Below are 18424 nucleotides of genomic sequence, written 5' to 3'. Positions count from 1 at the left end.
TGCGCAAAAAATGCCAAGGTCAAAATCGCAATCGCGACCGCATTAGAACTGGCAAAATTGACTAGCACAATCGAGATGCCTAACGACGAGCCAACCACCAGCGGCAGCTTGCGGGCAAACGACATGGAGTAGCCGCGTCGGATCAACAGATCGGAAAAATAACCTGCCAGCAGAATCCCGACGATCGCGCCGATGTAGGGCATCACGGAGAAAAAGCCAGCCTTGATGAAATGGATTTTGCGTTCGTCCACCAGATAGGTCGGGAACCATGTCAGGAAAAAATATAACGCGGTGGTGTTGGCAAATTTACCGATGCAAATTGCCCAGATTTGCCGATGTTTTAGCAATACGCCGATATCGGACCAGCGAAATTTTCCGTTGCCCGGATTGGACAATAAAGCGCCGCCCTCACGGATGTAGTCCAGCTCTTCTTGATTAGCGCTGCTCTTCAACGGATCGCGATACCAGAAGAACCAGCCTATGCCAAACAAGATACCGGCCACGCCGGAGATCACAAAGACGATGCGCCAGCCGTACAGACCGGCGATGGCGATGAGCAGGGCTGAAAACAGCGCGGTGCCCAGATATTGACCCATGACAAACACACTGGTGGCCAAGCCGCGTTCTTTCAATGGAAACCACATCGCCACCGAGCGGCTGTTGGCCGGAAAAGCAGGGGCTTCCATCAGTCCCACCAAAAGGCGCACCCCAAACAGGCTGGCAAAACCACCGGCTAGCGCTTGTCCGGCGGTGGCCAGCGACCAGCCGATCAGGGAGACGCCGTAACAGAGACGCGAACCCATACGGTCGACCACATAACCGGCCGGTATCAAGGCAAACGCATAGGTCCAGGCAAAGGCTGAAAAAATCATCCCCATCTGAAATTTGTCGATATGCAGTTCTTTCGACATGAAGGGGGCGACACTCGCAATATTGACCCGATCGAGATAATTGATCATGGTCGCCACCAATATCAGCATGAGCATGAAATAGCGACGGCGGGTCGCGGCCACTGTCGTTGGTTGCGCAATGGCTTGCGGTATTTCAGTCGGTTTATTCATTTTGTCTCCGTTTATTGATTGTTATGCGCTGCATGTGCCCGTCCGGATCTCAGCCCGGTTGGTGGCGTTTAGTACTGCCAGGACTTACCTAAAATATCGGATATCCGTTCGAACTGAGTAGCCCGTAAGGGCGTATCGAAGTCGGCACTGACCGTCAGCGCACTTTCGATACGCTTCGCTACTCAGTCCGAACGGTTGTTAACGTTATAGGTCTGCGAAGTCCGGATGGTTAAGTCGATAAACTGTTATCCGGCCTGTGCCCGGCCAGCGCCTGCGCCAGACTTGCCAGCACCATTTCGCCCATTGCCGTACGGGTTTCTACAGTGGCGCTGGCGCGGTGGGGTTGCAGGGCGACGTTGTCCATTGCCAGCAATGCAGCAGGAACGTTCGGTTCATCGACAAAGACGTCTAGCCCGGCACCGGCGATATTGCCGGCAATTAAGGCCTGCACCAGATCGGGTTCGTTGACCAATTTGCCGCGCGCGATATTGACCAGAAAGCCATCCTTGCCAAGCGCATCAAGCACCGCTGCAGTGACGATGCCTTCGGCTTTGTCGGCGGCAGCGGCCAGAATCAAGGCGTCGCTCTGGCGTGCGAGTTGCACCAGGTCGGCGACAAATGCATACGGCACGTCGCTGATCTGATTGAGGTCGGTGTAACTGACCGGGCAACCGAAGGCGGCGGCGCGTGTGGCAACGGCGCGACCAACGCGGCCGAGCCCTACGATGCCGACGCGCATGCCGCTAAACCTGCGTGTCAGCGGCAAACCGCGCACGCCCCATTGCCCATTGCGGATGTAGCGGTCGCCCGTGCAAAGACCACGGCAGGCCGCGATCAGCAGTCCGATCGCCAGGTCGGCGACGTCCTCGGTCAGCGCGCCCAGGGTTGCGGTGACATGGATGCCGCGCTGGCGGGCGTAGGGCATATCGATGGCGTCAGTGCCGACACCGTTGAAAGCGACTACTTCCAGCGCTGGCAATTGCGCCATCAATGCGTTCGTGATGCCGGTATGTCCACCGGTGACGACGCCGCGGATAGCGCTGCCGAACGCTGCGATGAATGCCGCCTTGGCGACATCTCCGTCTTGCGCGTAGTAACGACGCACGTTATATAAAGCATCGAGTTTTTCGTTGATGGCGGGGATCAGAATCGGGCTTAACAGCAGGACTTCAGGTTTCATAGCGGGTTGCATAAACGTCTCTTCATGTGTGAGGGTGATACCCGATTAACCGCGGCCGACAAACGGCATGCTGCTGGCCATCACCGTCATGTTGAGCACGTTGGCGCTCAACGGCAGGGAGGCCATATAGCGCACCGCGTCGGCGATGTGTTTGACATCGACCATCGGTTCCACCGCGATGGTGCCGTTGGCTTGACGCACGCCTTTGGTCATCCGTACCGATAGCTCGGTTAAGGCATTGCCGATATCGATTTGACCGCAAGCAATGTTGAATTCGCGACCATCGAGTGCGATGCTTTTGGTCAATCCCAGTACCGCGTGTTTGCTCGAGGTGTAAGCAGAACTTAACGGGCGTGGTGTGTGTGCAGAGATCGAACCATTATTGATAATCCGGCCACCTTGGGGCGATTGCTTTTTCATCAGACCAAAGGCACCGCGTGCGCACAAGTAGACGCCACTCACGTTAGTGTCGATGACGTTCTTCCATTGCTCGAATGTCAGTTCGTCTATCGTCATGGCCGGCGCATTGACGCCGGCATTGTTGAAGAGCACGTCGAGTCGGCCATACGTGACGGCGATCTGGCCAAACAAGCCATCGACACTTACCGGGTCGCGGACATCAGCGACGACTGCCAGTGCGGCTCCACCGAGGGCCTGGACTTCTGCGACCAGCGCATCGAGGGGTTCCTGACGGCGGCCTGCCAGCACGACCGTGTAGCCGTCTTCGACTAAACCGAGTACTACGGCGCGTCCGATACCGCTACCCGCACCTGTGACGAGGGCTACTTTTGTGTTTGTATCGTGTGTCATATTTCATCTCCTGATAGTTGATTTTTTTTAAATAATTACTGATAAAACTGATTGCATAGACGTATTACGGGCGAAGTCGCGGCTAGCTTGCTGACTTTAATCGGCTGCCTTAGTTGTTAGTTGTTACTTGTTACTTGGATTGATGTTGTCGTCGATATTGCCCGGGCGGCATGCCGTGGGTTTGGCTAAAGCGTCGGGAAAAATAGGCCTGATCCGCAAATCCGCACAGCCAGGCAATCTGGCTCACAGGCTCCGAACCATTGATCAGATGGGTGCGGGCGAGCAGCATGCGGCGCACCAGCACTAAATCTGAAAAAGTACTTCCCGTTTCTTTGCGTAGCAGATGGGTTAAATAGTTGGGCGTCAGGAACGCTGCGGCTGCGGCATCGGTGATATTCATCGACGGGTTGGCGATTTCATCGCGGATGTATTTCGATACTCTGCCCAGCGCATCGCGCCGACCGCGCTGGGCGGCCTTGTTCGCCGATAGCGCTAGCAGCTCGTTCTGATAAAGATTGCAGACTTTGCCTAGCAATTGCAGCAAATGGCCTTTGAGTAACAAGCTCGATCCCAGTTGGCGGGTCTGATCGAGTTGGCGCATTTTTTCCAGCAGTATTTCAACTTCACTGAACTGATCGTCATCGAGAATAAAATCCAGATGTTCTTGAAACCGAAACGGTGCCAACTCGGGGACATCGTTGATCGAAATGTCTTCCAAATCCATCGGATCGCACTGCAAATGCGGCAACAAAAAATCCTGGGTAAAGTTAATCAGAACAAAGTTCCCATCCTCCGGATGCGGAATCATATGCAAGCGGTGCGGCAGGATAAACGCCAGCGTTTTACGGGCAAAGGGGCGTAAAGCGCCGCCGATATGCTGCACGGTGTCGCCGCCTAAATTGATCTGAATCTGAAAGTACTCATGCCGATGCGGCGTGGTGGTGGCCGGGCGCGCCTGCTTGTCGCGAATATAAAAATCCGGGCGATCACTGCGCTGCTGCATGCCGTATGTCGGGGCACGCGATATGGTTGTCATGGCTAACGTCCCCCCTTGTATTTACAGACTATTTATCAGGCATGCTTTTATCGTTTTTATTACCCACGCGCACCGATGGTGACCGTGAATTGATTCACGCCATCAATCCCAGCACTCACCACATCGCCCGGTTGCAGCGCTGCTACGCCGGTCGGCGTACCAGTAAAGATCAAATCACCGGCCCGTAGTGTGACTGAGGACGATATAAAACTAATCACATCTTTTACCGGCCAGATAAAGTCGGCCAGATTCGAGCGTTGACGCTCGACGTCATTGACTTTGAGCCAGATAGCGCCTTCTTGCGGATGGCCGATAGCGGACACGGGGACCAAGGCACTGCATGGTGCCGATGCATCAAAGGCTTTAGCGCCCTCCCACGGACGTCCTACTTTTTTCGCCTCGGCCTGAAGTTCTCGGCGCGTCAGATCTAAACCCGCCGCGTAGCCCCAGACATGGCTGAGAGCATCTTCGGGCGCAATATCGACGCCGTCCTTGCCGATGGCGACGACCAGTTCGATCTCGTGGCAGAAGTCGTCAGTCAGAGGAGGGTAGGCAATGCATCCCTCCGCCGGGACCACTGCATCGGTCGGCTTCATAAAGAAAAAAGGCGGCTCACGATCAGTATTGTGCGCATCTTGCCCGGCGTCCCACCAATAGTTGCGACCGATACAAAACACCCGCCGAATCGGGAAGCGGCTACTCTCGTCCTTGATCGCCAGGGATGATGGGGCATACGGGGGGATAACGAAATCGCTCATTCTTCTCTCAACACTTTGTCAGACTGAAATTGACTATACACAGAACGACGCGCGATAAGTTGGACAGAAGTGTGAGGAATTTGGACGAAACATGGGGGAATGTCGGGAGTGCATAAAAAAGCGGGTCTGGTTCAGCCAGCCCCGCTTTTGTGATGACGTTTTTCTTTTTTATGAGGACTTACGCAGTCATTAACCCGTTCGGACTGAGTAGCGTAGCGTATCGAAGATGTATTTGCGGTCAGTGCTGACTTCGATACGCCCTTGCGGGCTACTCAGTTCGAACGGATATCAGATATTTTTACGTCAGTCCTATTTATTTCAGAAACCGTAACAACCCTTGCAGCGAATGTGCAATCGTTTGTTCGCGTACGGCACGACGGTCCCCCTGAAAAACCAGACGTTCTGTATGCGTTTGGTGTCCAGAAGCCCAACCAAAACAAACTGTACCAACCGGCTTGCCCGGCACCGCGCCGCCCGGACCGGCAATGCCGGTGGTGGATAAGGCAACATGCGCGTCGCTATTGGCGAGTGCACTTTCGGCCATGGCCGCTGCGATTTCTTCACTGACTGCACCGTGTTGGGCGAGGAGTGCTTCGGAAATATCGAGTAATTCTGTCTTGGAGGCGTTGGAATAAGTAATGAAACCGCAATCGAACCATTCAGACGATCCGGCGATGTCGGTGATGGCCTGGGAGACCCCGCCGCCGGTGCATGACTCCGCCGTAGCCAGCAGCCAGCCTTTGGTTTTCAGCGCTTTGCCTACTTGTTCGGCGAGGTCTGTTATTTGATCTATTTCGACGCTGCTATCCATTTGTTGCACTCCTCAGTTTTATCAAGTTGGTCGATACATACTGCCACTTGTGGCGACCGGACGCAATTAATGTAGCGGTAAAATAATGCTTGTTATGAAACTTAATTAGGACTTACGCAAAATTGTTCCAGCAAGGCAGACTGACGAACTATCAATAAGCACGCCACAGGGCGAACACCAGCAAGGTATAAAACGCTGCCAGAATGTCATCCCACATCACACCCAGCCCACCTTTCAAATGGCGATCAAAATAGCCTATCGGGGGGGGCTTCACCATGTCAAAGAAGCGAAACACAATAAACGCCCAGAATTGCGTCCATAACGGCGCAGGCGTAATGAACACCAGCACCAGCCAGAACGCAATCATCTCGTCCCACACCATGCTGCCATGATCGGACACGCCAAGATCCTGGCCGGTGCTTTGACAAGCCCAGACGCCGACGACAAAACCGGCTGCGATAATTACCAGCCAGTTGAGTGGCGAAAAGTACTGTGGCCAGCGTGCAGACAACACCATAAATAGCAGCCATCCGAACAGCGTACCGACGGTCCCCGGCATGATCGGCGAGAGGCCGCTGCCAAAGCCTTGGGCAATGTAATGGGCCGGACTCGAGAGCATGAAGCCAGCAGTGGCTTTGACCTTCTTAACAGGATGGACAGGCTGATGCGGTGAAGCTGGTGAAGGTGGATTCATGTTGTGCGAAAGTGGTCAAAAGAAGTCAGTTGTAAGTCAAGAAATGCACCATGGGCATTGGCAAAACGCAAGCCGGGTTGGCCCTAATGCAGCCTATTCGCGTCACTGCGGTGCCCGCTGCGTGTGCCGCCGCCAATACTACGTCGCGCTGGAGCGCCGGGGCAGTAAAACATAGCTCATAGTCGTCGCCGCCTGCCAGCGTAAATTGGCGCTGTAGTGTCTGGGTTTGCTGCCGCAGAATCGGCCCCGACGGCACACTATCGACCGCCAGCGTCGCTCCCACGCCTGAGCGCTCCAAAATATGACCAAGATCGCCCACCAAACCGTCCGAAATATCAATCGCCGCATGCGCAATGCCACGCAACGCCATGCCAAGTGCAACCCGTGGCGTCGGCTGATGCATACGCGTCGCAGCGCGAGCGTGCTCGTCACTATTCATGACAATCTGATCGGCCAACTCATGCCGATAACCCGCCAGCGCCAAACGCGCATCGCCCAGTGTGCCCGAGACCCAGATATCGTCGCCAACCCGCGCCGCATCGCGCCGCAACGCTTGACCGGGCAAGGTCTCGCCAAAGATCGTGATGCAGATATTCAACGGCCCTTTAGTCGTGTCGCCCCCGATCAACTCGCAAGCATGCGTATCGGCCAGCGCAAGTAAACCGGCGGCAAAAGGTGCGAGCCATTCTGCTCGCGCTTCTGGCAACGCCAGCGCCAAGGTGAACCCAAGCGGACGCGCGCCCATGGCGGCCAGATCGGAAAGATTCACTGCCAACGATTTATGTCCTAACGTGTAGGGATCGACGTCGGCAAAAAAATGCCGACCGGCAACCAGCATGTCAGACGACACGGCTAGTTGCATGCCAGCGGCAGGCATAAGTAATGCGCAATCGTCCCCGACGCCAAGCGCAATCGGGCCGTCGGCACGCGGGGGGCGGGTGAAATAGCGAGAGATAAGATCGAATTCGGAGAGCATGGCGGGATTGTACCGAATGGCACAGGCGCATGGATGCTTATTCTGCATGGGGATGCAGGGTGGGAATGTCAGCGAAACTGAGGGAGATTGCGGCTCAGTTTTGGCTGAAGACCGATGTTATTTTTTGATAAACACGACATCCCAGACGCCATGTCCAAGTTTTAAGCCACGATTTTCAAATTTAGTCACAGGGCGATAATCAGGACGCAGCGCGTATGCTTCGGCCGTATTGTGCAGCGTCGGTTCAGCGCTCAACACTTCCAGCATTTGCTGCGCGTATTCTTCCCAGTCAGTTGCGCAATGCAAATATCCACCCGGCATCAGCCGCGACGCCAGCAAACTCACCAGCGGCCCTTGAATCAACCGCCGTTTGTTATGCCGCGCTTTATGCCATGGATCAGGAAAGAAAACATGCGCCCCGGCCAACGAATCGGGCGCAATCATATGCGTCAACACTTCCACCGCATCATGCTGGATCACCCGTTGATTAGTAAGCGCCTGCTCGCCAATGAGCTTCAACAAACTCCCCACGCCCGGCGTATGCACCTCCACCCCGATAAAGTTCTTCTCCGGCATCCCGGCGGCAATCTTCGCGCTGGTCTCGCCCATCCCGAAGCCAATCTCAAAAATCGTCGGCGCAGTGCGTGCAAAGGTTGCATCGAGATCGAGGACGGTCTTGGCATAAGGAACACAAAACTGCGGCCCCAACTCCTCAATCGCCCGCGCCTGCGCAGTAGACAATCGCCCCGCACGCGTGACAAAACTACGAATCCGGCGTTCGGTCGGGTCATAAAAAAGCGGCTTGCGGGGTGTGGTTTCGGACATGTTGGATGGACGGCTAAATAGAGGTGAAGAGGGCGAATGCGTACTTACTGATGTTGGTGATAGTGCAAGCACCGAACCTGGTAGCAAAGTCATTCGCCAATAAAAACGGCACCTTAAGTAAAGGTGCCAGCCATGATCTGGAGCGGGTGAGGGGGATTGAACCCCTGTCTAAAGCTTGGGAAGCTTTCGTTCTACCATTGAACTACACCCGCAAGGTATTGATTTTAAACTAGATTTAATTATTTCTGGTGATCTAAATTGGTAAGAATTGCGGAGCGCTCCGCAAAAGGTGGTTTTGGCTCTTAAATTTTGGCTCTGTAAATGTGTTTAAAAAGTCTATCGACTGAGTGACGTTGTCCAAGGTGGAAAGACTGTATGCTTCCCTGAACGGTCTATTTTTGGGTAGAAGCTGGTAGTTTGGCTAAGGTCTCAATTCTGCCAGAAACGGTTGCCCCACGATCTATCTGCTTTATGGGCATGAACTCCAAGCGAATCATAAGTTCGACGGCACCAGTTACCAAGCTTGCTATAGGGCAATCCGATGTTTTGGTCCGTGATGTTGGCTATTATCTATATGCAGTTCACTCGACAGAGTAGGAGTCTATGAGTTGCCATAAAACAACTTAAGATCCGATTTCGATTTTTCCTTACTACGCATATGCTAACTGTATCTACCGCAACGGTTCACGGGCACTATGATTTCTTTACAGGAATTATTACGTTAGATAAGTATGAGCGCGCAGATTTACCAATGATTGTTTCAGCGCTTACAGCTGTGCCTTCGCCGGTAATAACGTCTCAAACAATTGATCAACGTGAAATAAGGGCGTTAGTCAAACACGAAGTAACGCACTTTCTCGACCAGACTACGACTAACTGGGGGCTTGAGTTCTTAGTTAGAAAGTGCCAGCTGATTAGCGCTATAAAAAAGGGGAGCGACCCGACGATACCTTTGCAGGTTTATCTGCTGAATGTAGCGGAGTTACAGATGCATGATGATCTCGTTAGGACGCATAAAGCAGGTGCTCTTACATCGTGCGAAACGGTCCAGCACGTCTTGAAATATGAAGTACGGCACGGCGCAGTCATCCTGATTAGCTTCTGTCATAACGGAGACATCATTCATGACGTGCCGCTTAGCATGCTATCTCTACTAGAGGCAAACGCGATTGCGAATGAATATTTATCACGTCTGGATGACTTGACCGAGATGCCTGCTGAGACTAAACAAGCCGCCAATGCAACTGTCGAGAGAAAGCTCGACAAGCTGTTGAACGATGCGACACTTTCGGAATATTCAGTAATAATTACTCTCGCCAAAATACACTTCGACTACCTGAGCGTCACGCAATTACTGCGTTTCGTCAGTGTGCTAATCAATTTTTGTTTGAACGCTTCAACGTTCGCTCTAGTCACGATTGCGAACGTAATTCGCCCAACGTTTAAGAAAGTTGATGTGGGTGCCGCTATATGGGCTGACCTGTGTCGAGGAATGTCACGGCATGTCATCGCTTTTAAAACTATTCTACTCATGCATGGCTGGATGCTCGGTTCCGATGAAGAAAAACGGCAATCACATATCAGTTTTATGAAAACTGATCCTTGCCACGCTATTAAAAAATTTTGGAACGAGATGGGTATGTCCGATCTCTTAGGAGCAGAGGAAAAAAAGGTAAGTTTAAATTTTTGCAATCTTCCGGAATTCCATATCGCTTCCGAAAGCTTAGCGAGGAATCTGAAATGGTCTAAACACAAGAATTTAGAACAGTGCAATTTTGATGAGATAGCATGCTCCGACATCATGCTTGGCGACGACACGGTGGTGCCGTTTCCCAACCGTATTGATTTCGATGTGCTTAAACATTCTAATGCGATCGCTAAAACTTATAGTCAAGCCGAAAAGCTGGCTGGTAATGGAATTGACAAATTCCATATGCCGCCAACACAGGCATTAGCGATGCTTGATATGACATTCCAACTGAAAAATAATCCGGATACTTAGCAATTGCAGCAATTAGTAAAAAATCACTTAGTAGGCTCCACAATCTTCCCCCTACGCAAATAATGCCGCTGCGTAGTCCGAATATTATCGTGTCCTAATAAATCGCTTGCCGCCTGATCACCCCGTTCATCAGAAGTATCATCAGCAGCCTTTGCCCTCAAGTCATAAAACCGAAACGCCTTTATCTCCGCCGCCAGTTCAGGCAAATCTTTGGCCGCCTTGATTTTCGCCCGGTCGAAGTGGCTACGTAAAGCGGGTAGGGTGAATGGCTTGCCATCGCGGTTCATCAGCAGCTGATCATGTATCGTTCTATGCTGCGCCTTACGTACGGTGATCCGGCCAAGCACCGTCGCCAGTTCTCCGGTAACAGATATGCGCAACTTCTTCTGCGTTTTTCCCTGATCCACGATCAAATAGCCGTTTGCAATATCGCTCCCTCGCATTTTTAGGGTGTCGGCTGGCCGCTGGCCTGTCAGGTAGGCAAGATCCAGTGCATCCTTTAAGGTGTCGCTGGCACTATCGCGGACGATGTTAAATACCGCGTCGGTAATGTAGACGGTCCGTTTGTCCAGACTGAACCCTTTGATGCCGACGCAGGGATTCTCAAGGTCGGTATATCCCCAACCGCGCGCATGGTTCCACATCGTTGAGAGCAATCGCTTGCAACGATTCGCAGTGGTCGGCGTTTCCTGAAGATTGTCCAAAAGCTTTCTGATATGCATTGGCCGCATTAAATCAAGCGGCGCTTCAGTGAAATATTTTCTGAGATGCTTCAGATCGTAGGTGTGCGTATTGATCGTGTTTTTTGACAGTTTTGGCAATTCATACATCACATAGCGATCAATCACGTCGCCAAACGTACCGGCCACGATCTTTGTGACCATTCTGAGCTTGGCGTATTTTTGCAGCGCCAGGAGATAGTCGTCGCCAAGTGGAATCTCACGGCGCGGTTTTTCGCCGGTATCAAGGTAGTAGAACGTCTTGCCGCTTCTTTGTACACGCTTTCGCATATGCGGCGGTAAATTCACATTAGTTGTCGGTTTTCTTCCCATGTTATTACTCCGGCATTTCCCACGTTGGTTTTGTCGTTACTTCTTTGCGGCCTTCGACAGCAGTTACCGTAACAACTGCATGGCCAGTGGCATTTACAAAGAAGGCGATGCCCATATTGCGCAAAGCGTCAATCTGCCGACGCTTGGTCTTGCGACCGGTTAATGTGAATATCTCAGGGCCATCTAAAAATGTTTTCATCGTCTATTCCCATCATTATTTCCAGCTGGTTCCGAAGGCTCGTCGCCCAATGGTTGGTGCGCTTCCCTTTCATCAAAAATGCGTGGATAAGGGCAGGCTTTCAGTGCTGCCCATGCAGCAATGAGCACTGACTTTGCCTTCTGCGGCAATGTATTCATGTCAGACGGCGACCTGTCCGGCTGATTTTCTCGCAGTCCCGGTCCGGGCTGCGTACAGTTATTTACACGAGTCCGAGGAAGGGCAACTGCCGCCCCGTCGCATGCGGCGGTCGCCGCTGCAACCGGCGTCCAGATATGCCGCACCGACTTAAACACCACCCCAAACAAGGCCACACAATGCACACCGTAAGGCGTTGATTTAGTCGTCTCACCATAGCGTCCGATACAGGTCGTCACATCCTTCGCCAGCTTGATAGTCAGATTTTTACGCGCCACAATCGGGCCACCTTGCACGCGCATGTAATCGGCAAAGTCAGCGCGCTTGCTGGTGACTTCGTCGCCGTCAATTTTCTGCGCCGCGTACCATGCACGTTTCATCAACTCCGGTGCTTCGTTGACCATGTCTTCTTTGATCCGTCGCAACTCGCGCCAGACCGTAATCGGTGCGCCGCCCCATTGTTGAAACTGGCGGATGCCCCAGCATGCGGCCCATGCTTCGATCCGTGCCGAGGGGACGAGCTCCAGATCGCCGACGCAGTCCGGTACCACGACGTAACCGTCCTTGGTTTTATGTTCACCCACATGCGCACCGTCAATATTCTTGGAGACATACTTCGCCAGATACGCGGCGGCGCTGCCCTTGTTCCAGTCAATCCGCACGACTTTCAGGCGACGCTCAAACGCCCCTTTCTCGCCCCGTTCGGCAGTCCATGCGTAGCGCTTCATCAGGCGCGTCACGCGGCTGGCAGTATCTTTAATATGTGGCGTTTTGTAATTGGCGGTCGGGCGCACAAACAACAGCATGTGCCAGTGTGGCGTCGCGTCGTGATGCGGCTCGGCAATGCGAAAACCATATAAACCAATCCCGCGCCGCGCCAATGCCGACCGAAAGCGTGCCGTCACTTTCTGTAGATAGGCATTCGCTTCTCGCGGCGTGGCCCCGCTAAACTTTGGGTTAGGCTTGCCGCTATGCAAGGTCGCATGAAAATGTGACGGACAAGTCCAGGTGATAAACAAGCCCTCATCGCCCAGCTCTTTCGCAATCGTCTCAACACCATTTAAGCGCAACATGAGTTCTCCTCGTCGTATGGATTTATTTGCCGTACTAGTCCCGGCCAGTTCGGCCAGCGTGTATTGCTGACCTAATTCGTTCTCTAACTTTTGGCCTTCTAGCGCCAGTTCGTTACGCCGGTTTTGCGCCATCCGTGCGATCACGGTGTCATGGCTGGCGTAGGGTTCGCCGTGATAGTGGACATAGCCGAGCCGGATATTTCCCGCCTCAAAAGCGCGCCCGATGCGCTTGCGCAATTGGCCGCGCCACCAGTGCGGATTGAGGGCGCGTGCGGCGACGTCTTTAAGGGTCTTAAACTCAGGGGCAGCTATCCCGTATTCCTCGCATTGGCATTTGATAATCTGCAAAGCATGCTGGTCTGAGGTGGCACTCCATAACGCCGACATCACATGTGCTGCGGCTTTTTTAGCCGTGGCAACAATGTCTGCATCGTGCTGTGACAAATCAACGCCAGCCGGGACATAGCGCTCGGCGAAGTCGCGGACAAAGTCGATGGCTATCGATTCATAAATTTTGTGCCATGACGACCACACCATTTTTTCTAGCGCCTGCTTGACAACACGTTTGCGCCATCTGTACGGCAGGTTCGCCAGTTCGGGCGCAAATTCTTTGGAGTTTAAATAGGTCAAATGCCGCTGTGGACTGGGCAGAATGACGCGCTTAGACTGCATGCAGGACTCGCTCAAACATGCCGACCGATGCCACTACCGCCGCCCTGATCGCCGCCCGTTCGGACGCCGTAAAAGAATGAATCGGACTCTCCCACCGCGTCATCGGTAACCCTGCCACATATAAAACATAACGGCGCGCATGCTCAGGCGTGACACCCCACGATTGCGCGGTTAGCCGTTGCAAACGTGGTGCATCGTTACGCGGCTTGATTAACTGGCGCGCTGCCATTAATTTTTGCTGCGCTATATCTGCCGGGGTCACGGCCCCGGCTGCCGACTCCCAGCCTGCGATGATCTGCGCGGCTGGGGTAAAGGACAGATGGTTATCGATCATGGATGCAGCCATCACCACTCTCCCGCCATGCCGCCAAGTTGATCGATGAAGTTGGCGATTTTTTCATTCAGCACTTCATTCATCAATTTGCGATGGCCTGCGCTGGTCAGGTTCACCGTGCGCGACATGAACCAATGTCGCAGATCCAGCGCGTCAATCAGAAGGGCGTAAGTACTTTTGATCCCCATTGGATTAATCCTTGACCCAGCCCAGCGCTACCGCAAACGCTGGTGCAAACATGACGAAGCCGCATAGCAGGCCGGAGCAGAATGTTTGAAGATGTTTTTTCATCGGTCTTTCCTTATTTCAGGGCGAAAAAATCCCGCATGCCTGATATCAGGCATGGCCGGGTACAACGTAAAAAGGGGAACGTGCTAGCGGAAAATTACGGCGGCGCGAGTAGGTGTTGGATAGTCATGTCGGCTTCATTCGCTCTTAAATAGTGCCAATTGATTGGCGCAGGCGTTACGAACATGCTGCGATAAATGAATTCGCACATCCGGATTAGGTATGGCCGACATCGATAAGGTGCGCAGCACTTCCAGACTGGCGACAAAGGTATGACCACATTCAGGGTTCTGGCACATATACGTGATCTCCTTCATCAGGTTAGACATCGTGCGGCTTTTGGCGGCGCGTACACGTTCGCCACAATGGGGACAAGGCAAGCTGATGACTCTCATACCTGCTTCTTCTCTATCTGATACAACGCCCGGTTTCTGCCGGTAATCTCACACGCTCGTATGCGTATCTCGGACTTTAATAGCCACTCGGTTGCCTGCTGTAAGTCTGGCAATCCATACTGCTGACGGAAGCGCTCCAGTATGTCGTTCTCTTCTTCATCTAACGGGGTATCTGCTTGGGGCATTGTCGGCTGCTTATAAGTTACTAATCGCTGTCTTCTTTTATGCCGCGTTACGGGGTACGCTGTTGGTGTCATCTGCTAGTGCTAGCATCGCCAAGGCTTTTTTGATGACGATCTGGCGTACGATCGTGGCGACTGATTCGCCTTGGTAGTTAGCGAGAGACACAACGATGGCGTGCTCGTATTCATCCATGCGAACCATGACGCGGTTGTTGCGGATTCTTTTGGTGTCGGCATACATAGAGGAGTCCTTTTATTGATGACTAGCAGGTGTCAACTGAATGGAGAGGTCGGATAAACGCGCCATTTCTCGCTCATACGCGTCTAGGCCTAGCAGAGTAACCAGACGTAGAAAATTGGCACGTGAACGGTTTTCGTTAGCGGCATGTTGCTCGACTCGGGCCATCTCTTCGGACCTGAGACGGATGTATAGCGGACCTCCGAGGATGCCTTTGGGAGAGCGGCTAAGTTTTTGCTGTGTTTTCATGGTGTAATGTTTGTAATTGCTAGGGATGGCGTAACTATAGTGAAGAAATTTGCACATGTCAATAATAAAAACTGAAACTAATTGCACCGTTGGGGAGGCCCTAAAAAGCGAACGTGTGCGTCTGGGTATGAACCAAGACGATTTTTCCTCTGCCGGTGGCGTAACAAAACGAACTCAAATTTCGTACGAACAAGACGAGCGGGCACCTGATGCGCTTTATTTACGAGCAGTAGCAGCAATTGGCGTTGATGTGCAATACGTTCTTACTGGCGAGCAAGCATCATCAGCATTAAGTAAAGACGAAAAAGAATTACTAGCTGGTTATCGTGGTCTCGACATTCGCGGCAAAGCTGGCGTACTGGGCATGATTGACGGTATGAGCGACCCAAAACAACCCGCTTCATCACCAGCCTTTGTTGTTCATGGCAAGGTAGGTCAACAAATCACAGGCGGTATTCACGCGCCCCAAACGATTAACGTAGGTGGTGGCAAAAAAAAGAAGAAAACAATTCCGGAGTGAACGCCAACTTCAAGATGAGGCTGTAGCGTTTCTTGGTGATGTCGGGCAAATGGTGTTCGGCGATATTCATCAACCACGTAACTTTCATAAGCAGCTATCCGCCGCCGTGATTGCGCTGATCTTTGTGAGTGGCTGGTCTCTGTATAACGTATTGCCTGAAGCGGATGCCTCGGTCAGGTCGCCCTTGCTGGTTTGTTCTGTTGAGCATAAAAATTATTCTGTCGGGAGCGCTACACGATTGGTGACAGGACAAGTTTTGGAATGCCTGACTTCAGGCAGCAATGCAGCACCACATTGGCATGAGATCAATAGATCTCGACTTCATTAAGTTGGATTCATTTTTTAGGGAAAAGCATGCCCACGCGGTCATCACAAAATAAAAACGCATCATCCGATATTCTCTTTCGAGGGATAATGCGATCTTCCGACAGTCCAGACCAAACTGAAAAATTTCATGTCCCGCCGCGACCAACATCGCCACCGCCGGTACCACCACCAGCACGTATTTTAAAGGAACCACTATGTCCGATCCAATACTCACGCATCTTTGGACCCGTAGGCATGAATTGAAAGTACGCGCCCTGATGAACCGTATGTACTACCTGGAGCGTCGGCGTATTTTTGAAGCGCGAGAAAATAGTGTAAAGATTGCCTCGCTTATTTTTGGCACTGTCGCTTTTGCTAATGTGGCTAGTCCACAAGTTATTACTATTTGCGCCGCTGTAATTACGACGGTAACCGCTTGCTCATTAGTATTTTCTTTTGGTGCAAAGGCGCGTGACAGCGCACAACGGATCAGCGAATGGATTGGTTTAGAGCGCAGTATTGACCTGGTCGGAGAACATAATTTTACCGAAACCGATCTGAATCAATGGACCGCAAGAGCACACGATATCGAGGCGACAGAACCAGCTGCGCATCAAGGTATTTTGGATCAATGTCACAACCGGGCTTGTACTGCGTTAGGTACTGAGACTAACTATCGGATTCAATGGTGGAAGCGTTACCATTTGTTTAGTTTTGTGTCTTAACGATTTGGAAAACAGTCTATCAGCAGAACTTGCGAAAAATACACGTGAGCATCTCACACGTTTTGTGTTCAATTCGTCGGATTAACGCCGTTATTTTCTTTGATGATTTCTCGCCGCTCTAGCATCTTTTCCCATTCCAATTTCACCGCCCGTGTGGCAGTCTGCTTACTGGCATAAATGTGCTTGAGCGCTTTCACGTTATCACGTGATCCAGCCAGCACTTCCCCTTTCTTCTTACTGACTTTGTCACGCCACTGCGCCGTGACGCCTGTGATCCCTTCGTCTGGATCGGTCTGCTCTTCCCGTTCAGTTTCTACTTCCTCAATTTTGGTTTCCAGCTCAATACCGGTAGTAAAGCCGCCGCTGCCGATGTTGTGGGTGACCTTGCTAGTCAGCCATTCCACGCTATCAATCGCGGCTTTAAAGCCTGATACAGTGACCGGCGATTGCGGTATCAGTAACGGATTCCCAAGCGCTAATGCCATTTCAAACGTCGCCAGACCACGCTGAATGCGCTGCCACTCAGCGACGGCGGCAGCGCGTGCGTCGGGTTCGCTGGCGTAGGTAGTCCGTAGCCGCTTAGCGTTACCCGGTGTGCCGGCCACCACGCTGCGGCGCAGACCGTATTTATCATCGTGCCAGAACACGCGCACGCCGGTGTAGCTGTCGCGTTCAGCGCTGTGATAGCGGTGGCCGTCGCCGAGTTGACGGGTGATGTGAATGGTAGGCAACTGCTTACCGGAAACGGTCTGGCTGCGGCTGGCGGGGGTAAAGATGAGTGTGTCGTTTTTGACGGTGGCTACTGCGTCGTATTTTTTACCAAGGCGGCGCAGGAAGGCTGCGTCGCTTTCGCGGGTCTGGTCAATATGCTTGACGGCGACATTGCGTAAGATGTCGGCGATACCGGCGATGAGCTCTTGCCGGAAGGCGATGACTTCAATAATCGCGCCCAGCGTGGTGTCGTGAAAGCTGTACTCATGCAACTGGCGAAAAGTGTCAATCAGGTTGGCGGTACGGGCGCGTAGTGTGATGGTGTCGGGCGCGCCGCTATGTTCGACTTCATCGACGGTAAAGCTGCCTTTGTCGACAAGACCGGTATTTTTCCAGCCGATATGCAGGTGAATTTTTGCACCTTTGGACGGGATTGCCAGTTGTCCATCAGTGTCGTCTAGCGCAAGGTCGAGTTGGTCGGCCTGATCATTGCGGCATTCGGTCAGTGTCAGGCTGATCAAGCGTGGGCGGATGATGGCCGTCAGGTCACGACCGTCTAACGTCACGCGGAAATCTGGGATGTGTGAGGTCATCAAATAAGGGAGTGGAAGGAATTACGGGACGGCTACGGCGATGGTTTGCGCGTAGCCGAAGCGATAAATCTTATTGCTGCGCATCAGGCAGATATTCTCGTAAAACTGCTTGAAAATCATCAGACCCACAATCCAGAATAGTCGTATTGCTTAAGATCACATCCGCCTCTCGCAAGATATGGCGGATTTCTGCATGGGTTAAACCATCCAGTGTTTTAAGTACTTGTAACGCCCATGCATAGGCTTCCGGAGAGTCTGGTGACTGCCGAAAAACTTGTTGAGTGACGTTCTTTTGATAAGAGATAACGGGTCTGCTTTTCATATGCATTTACTTTCATAAAAGTACTGGATGAGAGATGGTCGTGGTGATTTTTTTCATAGCTTGCCAATGCCGTCGATCACACTGCCGACGACACCATTGACGGCGTTGAGATTATTCGCCAAGCCTTCCAGATTAAGCATGTCGCGCAGGTTCCCGATATTGCCGAGGTTTTGCAGTGAATGAAGCACGCTGTCGTCGGTACATTTCAAACTGATGGAGAACTCGACACGGGCCGGGTCCCCGTTGTTGCCGAGAT

Annotated in this window: 24 protein-coding genes, 1 tRNA gene and 2 pseudogenes; 4 read left to right on the top strand and 23 right to left on the bottom strand. The window is 52.4% G+C overall.

Annotation, left to right across the window (positions count from 1 at the left end):
• The 10 genes and pseudogenes from ACVBEF_RS15925 to ACVBEF_RS15880 form a co-directional block, all read right to left on the bottom strand.
• Positions 1 to 1061 (bottom strand): MFS transporter (locus ACVBEF_RS15925; RefSeq protein ID WP_447124908.1); only part of this gene is annotated, 1061 nt, incomplete at its 3' end.
• 229 nt (positions 1062 to 1290) lie between these two features.
• Positions 1291 to 2241: a 2-hydroxyacid dehydrogenase gene (locus ACVBEF_RS15920; protein ID WP_447124910.1), complete on the bottom strand. Its 951-nt coding sequence runs from the start codon at positions 2239 to 2241 to the stop codon at positions 1291 to 1293.
• A gap of 45 nt (positions 2242 to 2286) precedes the next feature.
• Entirely contained in the window at positions 2287 to 3051 is a 765-nt protein-coding gene (locus ACVBEF_RS15915) for an SDR family oxidoreductase (protein ID WP_447124907.1), read from the bottom strand.
• A gap of 130 nt (positions 3052 to 3181) precedes the next feature.
• The gene (locus ACVBEF_RS15910) at positions 3182 to 4087 is read right to left on the bottom strand and encodes an AraC family transcriptional regulator (protein WP_447124906.1); all 906 of its coding nucleotides are present in this window, start codon (positions 4085 to 4087) and stop codon (positions 3182 to 3184) included.
• Positions 4088 to 4146: 59 nt separating this feature from the next.
• Positions 4147 to 4845 (bottom strand): fumarylacetoacetate hydrolase family protein, encoded by a 699-nt coding sequence (locus tag ACVBEF_RS15905; RefSeq protein ID WP_447124905.1) that lies wholly within the window; start codon positions 4843 to 4845, stop codon positions 4147 to 4149.
• Between the two features lie 313 nt (positions 4846 to 5158).
• A complete protein-coding gene (locus ACVBEF_RS15900; protein WP_447124909.1) occupies positions 5159 to 5638 on the bottom strand; it encodes a CinA family protein in 480 nt (159 codons plus the stop codon).
• Positions 5639 to 5807: 169 nt separating this feature from the next.
• On the bottom strand, positions 5808 to 6350 hold the full coding sequence (locus ACVBEF_RS15895) for a phosphatidylglycerophosphatase A family protein (protein WP_447124904.1): 543 nt from the start codon (positions 6348 to 6350) through the stop codon (positions 5808 to 5810).
• A pseudogene (gene thiL / locus ACVBEF_RS15890) lies at positions 6347 to 7326 on the bottom strand (thiamine-phosphate kinase). Before thiL ends, ACVBEF_RS15895 begins: the two are co-directional and overlap by 4 nt.
• Positions 7327 to 7443: 117 nt before the next feature.
• A complete protein-coding gene (gene trmB / locus ACVBEF_RS15885; protein WP_447124903.1) occupies positions 7444 to 8151 on the bottom strand; it encodes a tRNA (guanosine(46)-N7)-methyltransferase TrmB in 708 nt (235 codons plus the stop codon).
• A gap of 138 nt (positions 8152 to 8289) precedes the next feature.
• Positions 8290 to 8363, bottom strand: a tRNA-Gly gene (locus ACVBEF_RS15880).
• Positions 8364 to 8809: 446 nt separating this feature from the next.
• Between ACVBEF_RS15880 and ACVBEF_RS15875 the strand changes: the two genes are divergently transcribed.
• The gene (locus ACVBEF_RS15875; protein ID WP_447124902.1) at positions 8810 to 10153 is read left to right on the top strand and encodes a hypothetical protein; all 1344 of its coding nucleotides are present in this window, start codon (positions 8810 to 8812) and stop codon (positions 10151 to 10153) included.
• Positions 10154 to 10176: 23 nt separating this feature from the next.
• Here the strand turns inward: ACVBEF_RS15875 and ACVBEF_RS15870 are convergent, their stop codons facing one another.
• The 9 genes from ACVBEF_RS15870 to ACVBEF_RS15830 all read right to left on the bottom strand — a co-directional run bounded on the left by ACVBEF_RS15870 (position 10177) and on the right by ACVBEF_RS15830 (position 14991).
• Positions 10177 to 11205 carry a tyrosine-type recombinase/integrase gene (locus ACVBEF_RS15870; protein ID WP_447124901.1) on the bottom strand — a complete coding sequence of 343 codons (1029 nt, stop codon included), beginning with the start codon at positions 11203 to 11205 and terminating at the stop codon, positions 10177 to 10179.
• Positions 11206 to 11209: 4 nt separating this feature from the next.
• A complete protein-coding gene (locus ACVBEF_RS15865; protein WP_447124900.1) occupies positions 11210 to 11404 on the bottom strand; it encodes a DUF4224 domain-containing protein in 195 nt (64 codons plus the stop codon).
• On the bottom strand, positions 11401 to 13305 hold the full coding sequence (locus ACVBEF_RS15860; RefSeq protein ID WP_447124899.1) for a replication endonuclease: 1905 nt from the start codon (positions 13303 to 13305) through the stop codon (positions 11401 to 11403). Before ACVBEF_RS15860 ends, ACVBEF_RS15865 begins: the two co-directional genes overlap by 4 nt.
• Entirely contained in the window at positions 13295 to 13651 is a 357-nt protein-coding gene (locus tag ACVBEF_RS15855) for a hypothetical protein (RefSeq protein WP_447124898.1), read from the bottom strand. Before ACVBEF_RS15855 ends, ACVBEF_RS15860 begins: the two co-directional genes overlap by 11 nt.
• Positions 13651 to 13827, bottom strand: coding sequence for a hypothetical protein (locus tag ACVBEF_RS15850; RefSeq protein WP_447124897.1), 177 nt, complete (start codon positions 13825 to 13827; stop codon positions 13651 to 13653). The genes ACVBEF_RS15855 and ACVBEF_RS15850 overlap by 1 nt, the downstream gene beginning before the upstream one ends.
• Positions 13828 to 14064: 237 nt before the next feature.
• Entirely contained in the window at positions 14065 to 14322 is a 258-nt protein-coding gene (locus ACVBEF_RS15845; protein WP_322236725.1) for an ogr/Delta-like zinc finger family protein, read from the bottom strand.
• On the bottom strand, positions 14319 to 14507 hold the full coding sequence (locus ACVBEF_RS15840) for a hypothetical protein (RefSeq protein ID WP_447124896.1): 189 nt from the start codon (positions 14505 to 14507) through the stop codon (positions 14319 to 14321). The genes ACVBEF_RS15845 and ACVBEF_RS15840 overlap by 4 nt, the downstream gene beginning before the upstream one ends.
• A gap of 37 nt (positions 14508 to 14544) precedes the next feature.
• Entirely contained in the window at positions 14545 to 14745 is a 201-nt protein-coding gene (locus ACVBEF_RS15835) for a hypothetical protein (RefSeq protein WP_447124895.1), read from the bottom strand.
• Between the two features lie 12 nt (positions 14746 to 14757).
• Positions 14758 to 14991, bottom strand: coding sequence for a hypothetical protein (locus tag ACVBEF_RS15830; RefSeq protein ID WP_447124894.1), 234 nt, complete (start codon positions 14989 to 14991; stop codon positions 14758 to 14760).
• A 55-nt stretch (positions 14992 to 15046) separates the two neighbouring features.
• On the opposite strand from ACVBEF_RS15830, the gene ACVBEF_RS15825 reads away from it, so the two are divergent.
• Both ACVBEF_RS15825 and ACVBEF_RS15820 read left to right on the top strand, forming a co-directional pair.
• Positions 15047 to 15511, top strand: a complete 465-nt coding sequence (locus ACVBEF_RS15825; RefSeq protein WP_447124893.1) for a helix-turn-helix domain-containing protein — start codon at positions 15047 to 15049, stop codon at positions 15509 to 15511.
• Positions 15477 to 15839, top strand: coding sequence for a hypothetical protein (locus ACVBEF_RS15820; RefSeq protein WP_447124911.1), 363 nt, complete (start codon positions 15477 to 15479; stop codon positions 15837 to 15839). Before ACVBEF_RS15825 ends, ACVBEF_RS15820 begins: the two co-directional genes overlap by 35 nt.
• Here the strand turns inward: ACVBEF_RS15820 and ACVBEF_RS15815 are convergent.
• Positions 15783 to 16031 (bottom strand): hypothetical protein, encoded by a 249-nt coding sequence (locus ACVBEF_RS15815; protein WP_447124892.1) that lies wholly within the window; start codon positions 16029 to 16031, stop codon positions 15783 to 15785. The genes ACVBEF_RS15820 and ACVBEF_RS15815 overlap by 57 nt on opposite strands.
• A gap of 1 nt (position 16032) precedes the next feature.
• Here ACVBEF_RS15815 and ACVBEF_RS15810 point away from each other — a divergent pair, with 1 nt between their 5' ends.
• Positions 16033 to 16542, top strand: coding sequence for a hypothetical protein (locus ACVBEF_RS15810; RefSeq protein ID WP_447124891.1), 510 nt, complete (start codon positions 16033 to 16035; stop codon positions 16540 to 16542).
• Between the two features lie 68 nt (positions 16543 to 16610).
• On the opposite strand, the gene ACVBEF_RS15805 is transcribed toward ACVBEF_RS15810, so the two are convergent.
• The 3 genes and pseudogenes from ACVBEF_RS15805 to ACVBEF_RS15795 all read right to left on the bottom strand — a co-directional run.
• Positions 16611 to 17846 carry a phage late control D family protein gene (locus ACVBEF_RS15805; protein ID WP_447124890.1) on the bottom strand — a complete coding sequence of 412 codons (1236 nt, stop codon included), beginning with the start codon at positions 17844 to 17846 and terminating at the stop codon, positions 16611 to 16613.
• 70 nt (positions 17847 to 17916) lie between these two features.
• Positions 17917 to 18174 carry a hypothetical protein gene (locus ACVBEF_RS15800; protein ID WP_447124889.1) on the bottom strand — a complete coding sequence of 86 codons (258 nt, stop codon included), beginning with the start codon at positions 18172 to 18174 and terminating at the stop codon, positions 17917 to 17919.
• Positions 18175 to 18221: 47 nt separating this feature from the next.
• A pseudogene (locus ACVBEF_RS15795) lies at positions 18222 to 18424 on the bottom strand (phage tail protein); the annotation flags it as partial.

It is taken from the genome of Glaciimonas sp. GG7 (genome assembly GCF_052976905.1).
The sequence above is the reverse complement of the archived record's forward strand: the minus strand, read 5'-3'. Positions and strand labels throughout refer to the sequence as shown.

Excerpts from the sequence above, each read along its gene's own strand:
- trmB (WP_447124903.1), bottom strand. The coding sequence starts at position 8,151 with ATGTCCGAAACCACACCCCGCAAGCCGCTTTTTTATGACCCGACCGAA.
- ACVBEF_RS15860 (WP_447124899.1), bottom strand. The coding sequence starts at position 13,305 with ATGCAGTCTAAGCGCGTCATTCTGCCCAGTCCACAGCGGCATTTGACC.
- ACVBEF_RS15810 (WP_447124891.1), top strand. The coding sequence starts at position 16,033 with ATGTCCGATCCAATACTCACGCATCTTTGGACCCGTAGGCATGAATTG.
- ACVBEF_RS15865 (WP_447124900.1), bottom strand. The coding sequence starts at position 11,404 with ATGAAAACATTTTTAGATGGCCCTGAGATATTCACATTAACCGGTCGC.
- ACVBEF_RS15855 (WP_447124898.1), bottom strand. The coding sequence starts at position 13,651 with ATGGCTGCATCCATGATCGATAACCATCTGTCCTTTACCCCAGCCGCG.
- ACVBEF_RS15825 (WP_447124893.1), top strand. The coding sequence starts at position 15,047 with ATGTCAATAATAAAAACTGAAACTAATTGCACCGTTGGGGAGGCCCTA.
- ACVBEF_RS15905 (WP_447124905.1), bottom strand. The coding sequence starts at position 4,845 with ATGAGCGATTTCGTTATCCCCCCGTATGCCCCATCATCCCTGGCGATC.
- ACVBEF_RS15875 (WP_447124902.1), top strand. The coding sequence starts at position 8,810 with ATGCTAACTGTATCTACCGCAACGGTTCACGGGCACTATGATTTCTTT.
- ACVBEF_RS15895 (WP_447124904.1), bottom strand. The coding sequence starts at position 6,350 with ATGAATCCACCTTCACCAGCTTCACCGCATCAGCCTGTCCATCCTGTT.
- ACVBEF_RS15920 (WP_447124910.1), bottom strand. The coding sequence starts at position 2,241 with ATGAAACCTGAAGTCCTGCTGTTAAGCCCGATTCTGATCCCCGCCATC.
- ACVBEF_RS15840 (WP_447124896.1), bottom strand. The coding sequence starts at position 14,507 with ATGCCCCAAGCAGATACCCCGTTAGATGAAGAAGAGAACGACATACTG.
- ACVBEF_RS15845 (WP_322236725.1), bottom strand. The coding sequence starts at position 14,322 with ATGAGAGTCATCAGCTTGCCTTGTCCCCATTGTGGCGAACGTGTACGC.
- ACVBEF_RS15850 (WP_447124897.1), bottom strand. The coding sequence starts at position 13,827 with ATGGGGATCAAAAGTACTTACGCCCTTCTGATTGACGCGCTGGATCTG.
- ACVBEF_RS15870 (WP_447124901.1), bottom strand. The coding sequence starts at position 11,205 with ATGGGAAGAAAACCGACAACTAATGTGAATTTACCGCCGCATATGCGA.
- ACVBEF_RS15830 (WP_447124894.1), bottom strand. The coding sequence starts at position 14,991 with ATGAAAACACAGCAAAAACTTAGCCGCTCTCCCAAAGGCATCCTCGGA.
- ACVBEF_RS15805 (WP_447124890.1), bottom strand. The coding sequence starts at position 17,846 with ATGACCTCACACATCCCAGATTTCCGCGTGACGTTAGACGGTCGTGAC.
- ACVBEF_RS15800 (WP_447124889.1), bottom strand. The coding sequence starts at position 18,174 with ATGCATATGAAAAGCAGACCCGTTATCTCTTATCAAAAGAACGTCACT.
- ACVBEF_RS15835 (WP_447124895.1), bottom strand. The coding sequence starts at position 14,745 with ATGTATGCCGACACCAAAAGAATCCGCAACAACCGCGTCATGGTTCGC.
- ACVBEF_RS15910 (WP_447124906.1), bottom strand. The coding sequence starts at position 4,087 with ATGACAACCATATCGCGTGCCCCGACATACGGCATGCAGCAGCGCAGT.
- ACVBEF_RS15915 (WP_447124907.1), bottom strand. The coding sequence starts at position 3,051 with ATGACACACGATACAAACACAAAAGTAGCCCTCGTCACAGGTGCGGGT.